General features: G+C 66.3%; 8 protein-coding genes and 1 pseudogene. 3 read left to right on the top strand and 6 right to left on the bottom strand.

The window, feature by feature from the left end; all coding sequences use genetic code 11:
* The 3 genes from DBR23_RS29950 to DBR23_RS12460 form a co-directional block, all read right to left on the bottom strand.
* On the bottom strand, positions 1–1,391 hold a 1,391-nt coding region (locus DBR23_RS29950; protein ID WP_233250428.1), incomplete at its 3' end, for an NYN domain-containing protein.
* 72 nt (positions 1,392–1,463) lie between these two features.
* Positions 1,464–2,426: a tripartite tricarboxylate transporter substrate binding protein gene (locus DBR23_RS12465; RefSeq protein ID WP_108498456.1), complete on the bottom strand. Its 963-nt coding sequence runs from the start codon at positions 2,424–2,426 to the stop codon at positions 1,464–1,466.
* Positions 2,427–2,567: 141 nt separating this feature from the next.
* Positions 2,568–2,999, bottom strand: a complete 432-nt coding sequence (locus DBR23_RS12460; protein WP_056057905.1) for an Lrp/AsnC family transcriptional regulator — start codon at positions 2,997–2,999, stop codon at positions 2,568–2,570.
* Positions 3,000–3,127: 128 nt separating this feature from the next.
* On the opposite strand from DBR23_RS12460, the gene ctlX reads away from it, so the two are divergent.
* Positions 3,128–4,066 (top strand): citrulline utilization hydrolase CtlX, encoded by a 939-nt coding sequence (gene ctlX, locus DBR23_RS12455; RefSeq protein WP_108498455.1) that lies wholly within the window; start codon positions 3,128–3,130, stop codon positions 4,064–4,066.
* A 67-nt stretch (positions 4,067–4,133) separates the two neighbouring features.
* Here ctlX and DBR23_RS12450 read toward each other — a convergent pair whose 3' ends face one another.
* From DBR23_RS12450 to uvrA, 3 genes are all read right to left on the bottom strand, one after another.
* Positions 4,134–4,493, bottom strand: coding sequence for a hypothetical protein (locus DBR23_RS12450; protein ID WP_108498454.1), 360 nt, complete (start codon positions 4,491–4,493; stop codon positions 4,134–4,136).
* Between the two features lie 275 nt (positions 4,494–4,768).
* Positions 4,769–5,275 (bottom strand): hypothetical protein, encoded by a 507-nt coding sequence (locus DBR23_RS12445; RefSeq protein WP_108498453.1) that lies wholly within the window; start codon positions 5,273–5,275, stop codon positions 4,769–4,771.
* Positions 5,276–5,457: 182 nt separating this feature from the next.
* The gene (gene uvrA / locus DBR23_RS12440) at positions 5,458–11,331 is read right to left on the bottom strand and encodes an excinuclease ABC subunit UvrA (RefSeq protein ID WP_108498452.1); all 5,874 of its coding nucleotides are present in this window, start codon (positions 11,329–11,331) and stop codon (positions 5,458–5,460) included.
* Positions 11,332–11,540: 209 nt separating this feature from the next.
* On the opposite strand from uvrA, the gene DBR23_RS12435 reads away from it, so the two are divergent.
* A complete protein-coding gene (locus tag DBR23_RS12435) occupies positions 11,541–12,659 on the top strand; it encodes an ABC transporter substrate-binding protein (RefSeq protein ID WP_199170773.1) in 1,119 nt (372 codons plus the stop codon).
* Positions 12,660–12,740: 81 nt separating this feature from the next.
* Positions 12,741–12,935: pseudogene (locus DBR23_RS12430) on the top strand (amino acid ABC transporter substrate-binding protein); the annotation flags it as partial.

Genomic DNA, 12,935 nt, shown 5'->3' with positions numbered 1-12,935 from the left:
GCTGTAGCACCGCCCGCATCCGCCACGGCACGCGCGCCACGCGCCCGGGGCGCAGCAGCAGCCTTGGGGGCGCTGGCAGCTGGCTTGGCACCGCCTCCACTGCGGGCGCGGCTGCGGCGAGGGGCTGCAGGCTCGGCACCATCGTTCTCAGCAGGCATCTGCTCTGCCAGGGCCTCGGAGCCATCCAACGCTTCGGCGCGCGCATCCTGCTCAGGGCTGCTGTCGATCACCCGCTCCAATGGCCCGGCCTCGTGGGCCACCGGCTGGCTGAAATAGCGGCTGGCCGGGCGCTCTGACAGCACATCCGCCTGCTCGGACGCCTGTGGCTCCTGGTTCGAGTCATTGCGCGGCTCGCTGCGCTGCGTGGAGCGTGTGTCCGGGCGGTCTGCGCCCTCACCGCGACGCCCCCGGCTGCGGCCCGGCGCGCCCTGCCCTTCGCCACTGTCAGAACGCAGATCGGGTGCCGTCGCCACCGCATGAAAGTCATGCCGCGTGGCGCCGCCCTGGCTGGCTCGCTCACCGGCTCCTTCAGGCCGCGCGGGCGCGGCGGCGGCAGTCGACCCACCGTGGCTGCGGAACACATACGCGCCCGATTTTTCATCGCGCCCAAACTCCAGCAGGCCGCGCGCCTGCGCTTCTTCGAGCAGGTTGCCAAAGGTGCGGAAGCCATACCGGCCTTCGCTGAAGTCGGGCTTGCGGCGCTTGATGGCTTCCTTGAGCACCGAGGCCCAGATCTTGCCGGTGTCGCCGCGCTCGGACAGCAGGGCTTCAAACGTTTCGGCCGCCAGCTCCACGCCCTGGGTGCGGCGCGCGTCCTGGCTTTCCTTGCGGCTGCGCTCCTCCTCGGGGCTGCGACGGGGCGCAGGTGGCGGGTTGCTGCCAGGGCTCTGGCGGCGGGCCTGGGCGCGCTGGTTTTCGCGCACCAGGTCGTCGTAGAAGATGAATTCGTCGCAGTTGGCAATCAGCAGATCGGACGTGGACTGCTTGACGCCCACACCGATCACCTGCTTGTTGTTCTCGCGCAGCTTGGACACCAGCGGCGAGAAGTCCGAGTCGCCGCTGATGATGACGAAGGTGTTGACGTGCGACTTGGTGTAACAAAGGTCCAGCGCGTCCACCACCAGGCGGATGTCGGCCGAGTTTTTGCCCGACTGGCGCACATGGGGGATCTCGATCAGCTCGAAATTCGCCTCGTGCATGGTGGCCTTGAAGCCCTTGTAGCGCTCCCAGTCGCAATAGGCCTTCTTGACCACGATGGAGCCCTTGAGCAGCAGGCGCTCCAGAACGGGCTTGATGTCGAACTTTTCGTACTGCGCATCGCGCACGCCCAGGGCGACGTTTTCAAAGTCGCAGAACAGGGCCATGCTGATGCTGTCGGAGGGGGATGCCATATCGTGTGTGAGTTCCGTTCAATGCTGCGGATCATCACACGGAACGCATTACACCCTCCGAAGGGAGTGGCCTCAGGTGGGTTTGGCCAAGCCCAGTTTCTCCACCAGCGCCTTCTCGCGCGTGAACGTGTCCTGCGCAAACTTCTTGTAGGCCGACGTGCTCATGTACATCGGAACCATGTCGTAGCGCGCCAGCGCGGTCTTGTAGCTCTCCTGCTCCATGGCCTGCTTGAAGGCATCATGCAGGCGCTTGACCACCGCATCGGGCGTGCCCTTGGGGGCGCCGATGCCAAAGGGCGAGTTCTGCACCAGGTTCAGGCCCAGCTCCTTGAGCGTGGGTGCGTCGGGGAACTTGGCCAGGCGCTCGGCGCCCCAAGTGTTGAGCACGCGCAGCTTGCCCGCCTCGACCTGCGGCGCAAAGCCCGTGGAGTCGGCCGCCGCCATGATCTGCCCGCCCAGGATGGACTGCATCAGGTCGGCACTGCCCTTGTAGGGCACGTGCAGCAGCTCCAGGCCCAGCTGCTGGGCGATGAGTTCCATCGTCAGGTGCGGGCTGGTCATGGTGCCGGTGGAGCCATAGCTGAGCTTGCCAGGGTTGGCCTTGGCCCAAGCCACGAAGTGCGTCCAGGTCTTGAGCGGGGAGTCGGCAGGCACCACCAGGCCAAACGCGTAGCCGGTGACGTTCAGCACATAGCTGATGTCCTTGACCGGGTCCCAGTTGATCTTGGTGGTGTAAGGCAGGCGGAACACGCCCAGCGGAATCTGCGCCACCGTGTAGCCATCGGCCGGAGACGTTTGTAGCTGCTGTGCGGGCAAGGTGCCGCCGGCTCCGGGCTTGTTCTCCACGATCACGGGCTGGCCCAGGATCTTGCTGGCGTTGTCGGCCAGCGACCGCATGGTGATGTCGGTGGGGCCTCCGGCCGGAAAGGCGATGACCAGCTTGATGGGCTTGCTGGGAAAGCTCTGGGCCTGCGCCAGGAACGCGGGGGCGGCGAGGCTGGCGGCTCCCCATTGGATGATCTGGCGACGTTGCATGGCGAGGCTCCTGAAAATGCAAAAACAAAGACTTCACCATTGGACTGCAGGCCGCGCTGCGAGGGCATGCGGAAACCCCCTAGCCGCTGTCGCCCAGGCGCCAGCGCGCAGCCCTTGCGCTGGTGCACCGCCAGGGCCGCATCACGCCTTGTAGGTGGACAACAAGATACTGGTTTCGGTGTTGCCAATGCCGGGCGTGAGGCGAATGCGGCCCAGGGCCGCGTCAAACGCTTCCAGGCTCTCGGCACGCACCTCGGCCACGATGTCCCAGCGGCCATTGGTGGTGTGCAGCGTCCCCACCGTGGGCTCGCCGCGCAGCGCGCGGATGACGGCGGGGGCGGCATTGCCTTCGACCGCAATGCTCATCCACGCACGGATGCGCTGCGGCTCGGAATCAGGGCGCAGGCGCACGGTGTAGCCGGTGATGACGCCGCTCTCTTCCATCTTGTGCAGGCGGTTCTGCACTGTGCCGCGCGATACGCGCAGCTTTTGCGCCAACGTGGCCACAGGGGTGCGCGCGTCCGCACGCAAGATGCTGATGATTTCGCGGTCGGTGTCGTCGAGCTTGGTCATAGTGGGCTTCAGAACTGGCAGAACGGCAATTTATCAGCCATTTTGATCAATTCTGAGGCTAGGGGATAGCAGGGGCTGCCAAGAAAATTCTGGGACTTCTTCCCGCTTCTTTCACACCCCGCCCCGCCATGCACACCTCAGTCCAAGCCCCCAGCGCCGTTGTGATGGTGCGCCCGCACCGCTTTCACCCCAACCCCGAAACCGCCGCCGACAACGCCTTTCAGGTGCGCACCGCGCAGCTGGCGGCCCGTGACACCTCGCGCCGCGCGTTTGCCGAGGTCACTGCTGCGGCAGAGCGCCTGGAGGGCGCAGGGGTGCGCGTCCACCTGTTCGACGACCCCGGCGAGCACGACACGCCCGACGCAGTGTTCCCCAACAACTGGTTCTCCACCCACGCGGGCGGCCATGTGGCGATCTACCCCATGTACGCCAGGAGCCGGCGGCGAGAGCGGCGCAGCGATGTCATCGAGTTGCTCAAGGCCGAGTACCGCGTGCAGGACGTGATCGACTACTCGGGACTGGAGGCCGATGGCATGTTTCTGGAGGGCACCGGTGCGATGGTCCTGGACCACATCGGCCGCATTGCCTACACCGCGCAATCGAACCGCGCCGACCCCGTGGCTCTGGAGCGCTTTTGCACGCACTTCAACTACGAGCCCATGGTATTTGCCACGGCCGACGACGAGGGCCAGCCCTGCTACCACACCAACGTGATGCTCTGCATCGGCACCGCGTTTGCGCTGGGTGGCTTTCACATGATCACCGACCCTGCGCGCTGTGCAGCCGTGTGCGAGCGCCTGCGCGAAACGGGCCGCGAGGTCATCGCCCTGAGCCCCCACCAGATCAGGGAATTTGCCGGCAACGCGCTGGAGCTCTCGGGCGCCCAGGGCCGGGTGCTGGCGCTGTCGGCGCGCGCCGCTGCCAGCCTCACACCGGCGCAGCGTGCCACCATCGAGCAAAGCGCCCGCTTGCTGCCGTTGGACGTGCCAACCATCGAACTGGCGGGTGGATCGGTGCGCTGCATGCTGGCAGGGGTGCACCTGGCTCGGCGCAGTGCGGGGGGCTGAAATTTCAGTCCAATTCACTGCTTGCGCTAGTCGAACATGCCCGAATAGCTATTGAATTTATAGCAGGCTACTTCAGCTGGTTGCCTGGTGGCGGACCCTGCACGTCCAGCCGCGCATCACAACCCACGCCCGATGCGATCCAGCGCCGCGCCAGAGCCGACATGGCGCGCACTGCCCAGGGGTGGGTGAGCCCCGTCACCCCGGCCGGATCGGCCACCATGCCGCACCAGTAGCGCTGGTCCACATCGCTCCAGCGAAGGGCTACGCAGGCGCCACGGCGGCGGCGCGAGACCAGTACACCCAGCGGACATGGTTCCGCCAGGCAACACAGACCACAGCCATTGCAGGGCGCTCCCTCGGCCGGCTTGGCAGGTGCTTCGGGGTGCAGCCACACCACGGTGGTTGGGTGAGGGGGTGGTACGGGCATGGACGATGGGTAGCGTGCAGCGCGGCCACAGCGCCGCAAGCACACCGATGCATTGTGCCGCCAGCAAACCGCTGCGCGCACCGGGATCGCAGGTGCACAGGTTCGCCCAGCCCTGCGCCGCAACACGAGGGAGAGCGGTGTGCACCCGCCCCGCGCACGCCCCCAAAAAAAAGCCCCTGCCGCTATCGCAGCTGGGGCTGAACCGGCCGAAGGGACCGGGGAGGGAGACAAGCAATCAGATCTTGAACCGAGTCTCAGAGGCGCAAAACGCGGACTCAACAGCCCGAAGGACGGTTGGGGCGCATGGGCACGATGCCGCTGACGCGCAGCGTGGCGCCAGATCCATCCGACGCCGTCAGCGTCTTGCCGCTGAAGCGCACCTGGTCGCTTTCGCGGACCACGGCAGTGTCGGTGGGTTCGCCGCTGCCGTATTCCTTGCCATCGAACGTCAGGAACACCTGGTGCAGGCTGGTGGCGTCGGGGCGGTAACGGATATCGCCAAAGGCCGTGGCCGATGAGCCCACCTTGTTGGCGCCATCAAACCGGAAGGTGCACAGCTCCGGCACCGAACCGACAGGGTTCTTCTTGTCGACATCGGTGAGGTTGAGAGCGCCATTGCCATACACGCCATTCAGGCCGTCGATGGTGGCGTTGCTGACTGTCAGCACACCGGGCTCGTTGCTGGGAGATGGGTCGTCGTTATTGCCACCGCCGCAGGCCACCAGCAACACGGAGGTGGCCGTCAGAGCGGTACAGGTCTTGAGGAATTTGAATGCGTTCATGGTGATGGGCGTCCTTGAAATGTGGATGGAAGGTGGGGAGCCGATCCCCTGCAATCCATCGTAGGAAGCCCATCCCATGCAGCGCGTGCGCCATGTTCTGCGCAGTGCGTAGGACAGAGGCCGACAGGGCTGTGCGCCAACCACCAGGCTGGCCCAGCCTCCTGCCGTCAGCCCTGCACGCCTCAGCGGGCCAGCACGGGCGCGAGGGCCTTGCCGGTGTGGGTCCCCGCCGCCACCACGTCTTCGGGCGTGGCCGCCGCCACGATGCGGCCGCCTGCGCCACCGCCCTCGGGCCCCAGGTCCAGAATCCAGTCGGCCTCAGCGATCACGTCGAGGTCGTGCTCGATCACGATCACGCTGTGGCCGCCGTCCACCAGGCGGTGCAGCACGCGGATGAGCTTGTCCACGTCGGCCATGTGCAGCCCCACCGTGGGCTCGTCCAGCACATACAGCGTATGCGGCGCCTTCTGGCCCCGGCGGCCGACCTCGTCGCGCACCTTGGTGAGTTCGGTCACCAGCTTGATGCGCTGGGCCTCGCCACCACTCAGCGTCGGTGACGGCTGGCCCAGCGTGAGATAGCCCAGGCCCACGTCCTGCAAGAGCTGCAGCGGATGCGCAATGCTAGGCATGGTGGCGAAGAAGCCCACGGCCTCGTCCACCTCCATCTGCAGCACGTCGCCAATGCTCTTGCCGCGCCAGGTGACGGCCAGCGTTTCGGGGTTGAAGCGCGCACCGTGGCAGGTCTCGCAGGGCACCTTCACATCGGGCAAGAAGCTCATCTCGATGGTGCGCACGCCCGCGCCTTCGCAGCTGGGGCAGCGGCCTTCGCCGGTGTTGAAGCTGAAGCGCCCTGCGGCATAGCCACGGGCCTTGGCCTCCAGCGTTTCAGCAAACAGCTTGCGGATGGTGTCCCAGAAGCCGATGTAGGTGGCGGGGCACGAACGCGGCGTTTTGCCAATGGGCGTCTGGTCCACTTCGAGCACGCGGTCGATGCTCTCGAAGCCTGACAGGCCTGCGCAACCCACCAAAGGCGGCGCCTTGCCTGCATCCATGGCATCGCGCCCGGCTTTGGTACTGCGCTGCTGCACCCAGGCCTGCACGTTGGCCAGCAGCACATCGCGCGCCAAGGTGGACTTGCCCGAGCCACTCACGCCCGTCACCGCCACCAGGCGGTGCAGCGGCACGGTGGCCGTCACGTTCTGCAGGTTGTGCAACTGCGCGCCATGCACCGTGAGCCAGCGCATGGCAGCGCGCTCCTTGGCTTCATTGAGGGCGTCAGCGGCCAGCGATGCAGCCTGCGCCGCACGCTTCCTGACGGCGGCGCTTTGGCGGCCCGTGGGCGCTGCCGCCTCGGCATGGGCAAAGGCCGCCGTGGCCTCGGCACTCACCTCGCCGGGCGCCATGCTGCGGCGCAGCTGCAGCGGATGCTTCATCGCGTGCAGCAAGTAGCGGCCGGTTTGCGAATCTTCGGCGCCCGTGATGTCGGCCACGCTGCCCTGCGCCACCAGGCGCCCGCCGCGTTTGCCGGCGCTGGGGCCGATGTCGATGATGTGGTCGGCACGGCGGATGGTGTCTTCGTCGTGCTCCACCACTACCAGCGTGTTGCCCTTGTCACCCAGCTTGTGCAGAGCGTTGAGCAGGATCTGGTTGTCGCGCGCATGCAGGCCGATGGTGGGCTCGTCGAGCACGTAGCACACGCCCTGCAGGTTGCTGCCCAGCTGCGCGGCCAGGCGGATGCGCTGTGCCTCGCCACCGCTGAGCGTGGGCGCCCCCCGGTCCAGCGTGAGGTAACCCAGGCCCACTTCTTCCAAAAACTCCAAGCGGCTCTGGATCTCGGGCACTAGGTCGCGGGCAATGTCGGCCTCGCGCGCCGTCATGCCACCTTCAATGCGCAGGGTCTCGACCCAGCGGCGCACGTCCGTGACGGACAGCGCGGCAATGTCGGTGATGCCCACACCGGCAAACTGCACAGCACGCGCGGTGGCGTTCAGGCGTGTGCCGCTGCAGCTCGGGCAGGCCGTGTCGGCCAGGTCTTCCACCTCGGGCTCGGCAAAGGTCTGCTCGCGGCCTTTTTCCTTGTCGTCCTGCACCGAGTCGTCAAACACCTTGCGCTGGTCCTTGGTGAGCTTGACGCCGGTGCCGACGCAGTCGGGGCACCAGCCGTGCTTGCTGTTGTAGCTGAACAGGCGCGGGTCCAGCTCGGCATAACTGGTGGCACACACGGGGCAGGCGCGCTTGGTGGAGAACGCCTGCAGCGTGCCAATACCGGCCGTGGGCTGGCCGCCCTCCATGGCTTCACGCAGGCCCGTGATGCCTGAGAGAACATGCACCACGCCCTTGCCGTGCGTGAGCGCATCGGCCAGCGCGGTGCGCAAAGCCGCTTCGCTCTCGGGCGACACATCCAGGCTGGCCACGGGCAGCTCGATGGTGTGTTCCTTGAAGCGGTCGATGCGCGGGAAATTGGTGGTGGGCAAGAAGTTGCCGTCCACGCGCAGGTGCGTGTAACCGCGCGGGCGGGCCCAGTCGGCCAGTTCGGTGTAGACGCCCTTGCGGTTCATCACCAGTGGCGCGAGCAGGCCGATGTGCTGGCCGCGGAACTGCGTGAGCAACTGCGCGGCGATGCTCTCGGGCGTCTGCGGCTGCACGGCGGCGCCGTCCTTCACGCAGTGCTGCGTGCCGAGCTTGACGTACAGCAGACGCAGGAAGTGCCACACCTCGGTGGTCGTGCCCACGGTGGACTTGCGCCCGCCGCGCGAGAGGCGCTGCTCAATGGCGACGGTAGGCGGAATGCCGTACACCGCATCCACCTCGGGCCGGCCTGCAGGCTGCACGATGGAGCGCGCATAGGCATTGAGGGATTCGAGGTAGCGCCGTTGGCCCTCATTGAACAGGATGTCGAACGCCAGCGTGGATTTGCCCGAGCCGCTCACGCCCGTCACCACATTGAACTTGCCACGCGGGATGTCCACGCTCAGGTTCTTGAGGTTGTGTTCCTTCGCATTGACGATTTCTATGGCGTTTTTTGCCGCAGGCGCCAGATCCATATGCGCAAGGCGCTCTGATTTTCGTAGCGCCGCAGCCTTTTCGTGCAACGAGTGGCCGCCCACGCCCAGCGCCAGTTCGTAGTCGCGCAGTGCCTGCCCGGTGTGGGATGTAGCGTGGGCTCGCACGTCCTCGGGCGTGCCCTCGGCCACGATGAGGCCACCCGCATAGCCGCCTTCCGGCCCCAGGTCGATCAGCCAGTCGCTCGCGCGGATCACGTCCAGGTTGTGTTCGATGACGATGAGCGAGTGCCCCGCATCGATGAGCTTGCGCAGCGCGCGCATGAGCTTGGCAATGTCGTCAAAGTGCAGGCCGGTGGTGGGTTCGTCGAACAGAAACAGGGTGCCCTTGCGCGCCACCGTCTGGCGTGATTTGCTTTGTACGCGTGCAGCCTCGGCCAGAAAGCCTGCGAGCTTGAGGCGCTGCGCCTCGCCGCCCGACAGGGTGGGCACGGGCTGGCCCAGCGCCACGTATTCGAGCCCCACGTCCACGATGGGCTGCAGCGCGCGGATCACGTCGCGGTCGTTAGCAAAGACGGCCGCAGCTTCGGCCACGGTCAGCGCCAGTACATCCGCCACATTCAGCGATTTGCCGCCGCGCTCAATGGTGATCTCCAGAATCTCGGGCCGGTAGCGCTTGCCGTCGCAGTCAGGGCAGCGCAGGTACACGTCGCTCAGAAACTGCATCTCCACATGCTCAAAGCCCGAGCCGCCGCAGGTGGGGCAACGCCCGTCGCCGCTGTTGAAGCTGAACTTGGCGGCGGTGTAACTGCGCTGCTTGGACAGCGGCGCCACGGCGAAGAGTTCGCGGATGCTGTCCCACGCGCCCACGTAGCTCACGGGGTTGGAACGGGCCGTCTTGCCGATGGGCGACTGGTCCACGAACACCACGTCCGACAGGTGGTCGGCGCCCAGCATGCGGTCGTGCGCGCCCGGTGCATCCGTGGCCTTGCCGAAGTGGCGCAACAGCGCGGGGGCCAGCACATCCTGGATCAGGCTCGATTTGCCCGAGCCGCTCACGCCCGTCACGGTGACCAGGCGCTGCAGCGGAAATTCGACTGTCACATCCTGCAGGTTGTGCTCGCGCGCGCCTTCCAGGATGAGGCGCGGGGTCGATTCCGTCACCATGCGCTTGAAGCCAAAGCCCACATGCTTGCGTCCGCCCAGGTAGGCGCCCGTGAGCGTGTCGGCTTTGCGCAGGTCGGCGGTGGTGCCATCGAACACGATCTGCCCGCCCAGGCGGCCCGGGCCGGGGCCCATGTCGATCATGCGGTCGGCCGCAAGCATCACGGCGGGGTCGTGCTCCACCACCACCAGGGTGTTGCCCGCGTCGCGCAAGCGCAGCATGGCCTCGGTGATGCGGTGCATATCCCGCGGGTGCAGGCCGATGCTGGGTTCGTCCAGCACAAACAGCGTGTTGACCAGGCTGGTGCCCAGGGCCGTGGTCAGGTTGATGCGCTGCACCTCGCCGCCGCTGAGCGTGCGGCTTTGCCGGTCGAGCGTGAGGTAGCCAATGCCCACATCGCACAGGTACTTGAGGCGCGTGGTGATTTCTTCGTGCAGCAGCTTCAGCGCCTGGGCATCGCCGCCCTTGGCATCGTCGCCCACCGGCAATTGCATGCGCACAAAGAACGCGCGCAGACGGTCGATGGGCAGCAGCATCAGATCGTGCAGGCACAGGCCGGGCAGCGCCTCGAGTTGCTCGCGCGACCACTGCACACCCTCGGGCATGAAGCGTTTGCCCGGCTCCAGCACCGCATCGGCATCTTCCTTGCGGCCGATGCGCCAGAGCAGGCTTTCGGTCTTGAGGCGTGCACCCGCGCAGGTGGGGCATGGCGTGTAGCTGCGGTACTTGGACAAGAGCACGCGGATGTGCATCTTGTAGGCCTTGCTTTCCAGGTACTCGAAGAAACGCTTGATGCCATACCACTGCTTGCTCCACTGGCCGTCCTTGTAGCCGGGCGCGCCGCCGATGACCCATTTCTTCTGATCGTCCGTGAGCTTGTTCCAGGGCGTGTCGCGCGGGATGCCTGCCGCCTCTGCGTGGCGCATGAGGTCGTCCTGCGCTTCCTTCCATGCAGGCGTCTGGATGGTCTTGATGGCACCGGCGCGCAGGGTGAGCTTGTCGTTGGGGATGACCAGACCGTAGTCCACGCCGATCACGCGGCCAAAGCCCCGGCAGCTGTCGCACGCGCCCACGGCGGAGTTGAACGAGAAGGCCGAGGGGATGGGGTCGCTGTAGCGCAGATCGCTGTCAGGGCAGTGCAGGCCGGTGGAGAAGCGCCAGAGTTCGGCCTCACTCTCATCCACGAGACGATAGACATTCAGCCGCCCCGTGCCGCGCTTGAGCGCGACCTCGATGGCTTCGATCACGCGCGCCTTCTCGGCGTTGCCCAGCCGGAACCGGTCGGCCACCACATCCAGCACCTTGCGTGGACCCGTGGGCGTGGCCACTTCGCGCTCGGCCTGCACCTTGGTGAAGCCACTGGCAGACAGCCATTGCTCAACCTGCTCGGCGCTGGTGTTGGCAGGCAGCTCCACGGGGAACGTCAAGACGATGCGCGGGTCGCCCGCTGCGGCGCTGCGCTGCTGTAGCTCCGCATAAATGGTCTCGGGCGTGTCATGCCGCACCGGCTGTGCCGTCTGCTTGTCGAACAACTGGCCGGCACGCGCGAACAACAGCTTCAGGTGGTCGTTCAGCTCCGTCATCGTGCCCACGGTGGATCGGCTGGAGCGGACCGGGTTGGTCTGGTCGATGGCAATGGCCGGGGGCACACCCTCGACCTTGTCCACGGCGGGCTTGTCCATGCGGTCGAGGAACTGGCGCGCATAGGCGCTGAAGGTCTCCACATACCGGCGCTGGCCCTCGGCATAGAGCGTGTCGAACACCAGACTGGACTTGCCCGAGCCACTGGGGCCTGTGACCACCGTGAGTTCTCCGGTACGGATGTCCAGATCCAGGTTCTTGAGGTTGTGCTGGCGTGCGCCGCGGATACGGATCAGTCCCTGGGTCATGGAAGCGGTCTTTCGGGTGTGAGGCGGGACATTCTAGGGACGCACCCGGCGTTTGCGCCTGCGCGCGCCGATTACCCCCGAGGCGCGCTGCGGTGCTTTGACCGTGGACAAAGCACAAGCAATGGAGCAACGGTTGGCGAAAAGCGGGTGTTCTGGCCCGAAACATCGGTTTAGACTGCGGCCTCCACACAAAACAAGAGGAGACCGCCATGACAAAACAATGGCAACAGCGAGCAGCCGGCCTGGTCCTGGCGCTTGCGGCCAGTGCAGCCAGCCATGCCCAGATCCTGATCGGCCAGACCGCAGGTTTCAGCGGCCAGGTGGCAGCGGGCGTGAAAGAGACCACCGATGGCGCGCTGCTGTTCATCGACGCCATCAACGCCAAGGGCGGTGTCAATGGCCAGAAGATCGAGCTGATCTCCCTGGACGACAAGTTCGACCCCAAGCTGGCGGCCGAAAACGCCCGCACGCTGATCGAGGACAAGAACGTGTCGGCCCTGTTCCTCAACCGGGGCACACCCCATACCGAGGCCATCCTGCCACTGCTGGATAAACACGGCGTGGTGCTGGTGGCACCGTCCACCGGCGCCATGGTGCTGCACCAGCCGGTGCGCAAATACATCTTCAATGTGCGCGCCACCTACCAGCGCGAGGCCGAAAAGGCAATCACCCACCTGGCCTCCATGGGCATCACCCGCGTGGCGCTGGTGTACGCGGACGACAGCTTTGGCGCCGACGGCATCCAGGGCGCGCAAAAGGGGCTGGCGGCCGCCAAACTGACGGCGGTGGTATCTGAAAAATTCGACCGCGCCAAGCCCGACTTCGCCCCCATTGCCGCCAAGGTGGCCAAGGCCGATGCGCAGGCGGTACTGATGGTGGCCTCGGGCTCTGCGGTGGTGGATGCCACCACCGCGCTGCGCACTGCGGGCTCGGCCGCGCAGATCGTGACGCTGTCCAACAATGCCTCCAGCGGTTTCATCAAAAGCCTGGGGGCCAACGCGCGGGGCGTGATCGTGACCCAGGTGTTCCCCAACGAACGGGCCGTGACCTACCCAATGGTGAAGGAAGCCCAGGAACTGGCCAAGACCAAGGGGCTCACCGAAATCAGCCCCGCCATGCTGGAAGGCTTTGCCGCCGCCAAGGTGCTGGTGGAAGGCCTCAAGCGCGCGGGCCCCAAGCCCACCCGCGAGAAGATCCAGGTCGCGCTGGAGAGCATCAAGAAGCTGGACCTGGGCGGTCTGGAGGTGAACTTCAGCCCCGAGGACCATACCGGGCTGGACTTTGCCGACCTGGCCATCATCGGCACGGACGGGCGCTTCCGCCGCTGAGCGCCCGCCTACGCGTTTTTACAGTTGTCCCGCGCGGGGGCGTCCCTACACTCGGGCGCTCCACACGCAGGAGACAACCCCATGAAGAAAACTGGCCTGGCCGGCGCGCTCTGCGCTCTGGCTGCTGCCCTGGGCATCGGTTCGGCCCATGCACAGATCCTCATTGGCCAGACGGTGGGCATCACCGGCTCGGCCGCCGCCACGGTGGCCGAATCCATGCAGGGCGCAGCCCTCTACATCGACCATGTCAACGCCAAGGGCGGCGTGGGCGGGCAG

The organism is Acidovorax sp. HMWF018 (assembly GCF_003061035.1).
GTDB lineage: Bacteria > Pseudomonadota > Gammaproteobacteria > Burkholderiales > Burkholderiaceae_C > Acidovorax > Acidovorax delafieldii.
Note: the sequence above shows the minus strand (reverse complement) of the source record. Positions and strands in the feature narration are given on the sequence as shown.

What these genes read in the sequence shown, in the direction of transcription:
- DBR23_RS12465 (WP_108498456.1), bottom strand. Translation starts at nt 2,426, where the DNA reads ATGCAACGTCGCCAGATCATCCAATGGGGAGCCGCCAGCCTCGCCGCC.
- DBR23_RS12460 (WP_056057905.1), bottom strand. Translation starts at nt 2,999, where the DNA reads ATGACCAAGCTCGACGACACCGACCGCGAAATCATCAGCATCTTGCGT.
- ctlX (WP_108498455.1), top strand. Translation starts at nt 3,128, where the DNA reads ATGCACACCTCAGTCCAAGCCCCCAGCGCCGTTGTGATGGTGCGCCCG.
- DBR23_RS12450 (WP_108498454.1), bottom strand. Translation starts at nt 4,493, where the DNA reads ATGCCCGTACCACCCCCTCACCCAACCACCGTGGTGTGGCTGCACCCC.
- DBR23_RS12445 (WP_108498453.1), bottom strand. Translation starts at nt 5,275, where the DNA reads ATGAACGCATTCAAATTCCTCAAGACCTGTACCGCTCTGACGGCCACC.
- uvrA (WP_108498452.1), bottom strand. Translation starts at nt 11,331, where the DNA reads ATGACCCAGGGACTGATCCGTATCCGCGGCGCACGCCAGCACAACCTC.
- DBR23_RS12435 (WP_199170773.1), top strand. Translation starts at nt 11,541, where the DNA reads ATGACAAAACAATGGCAACAGCGAGCAGCCGGCCTGGTCCTGGCGCTT.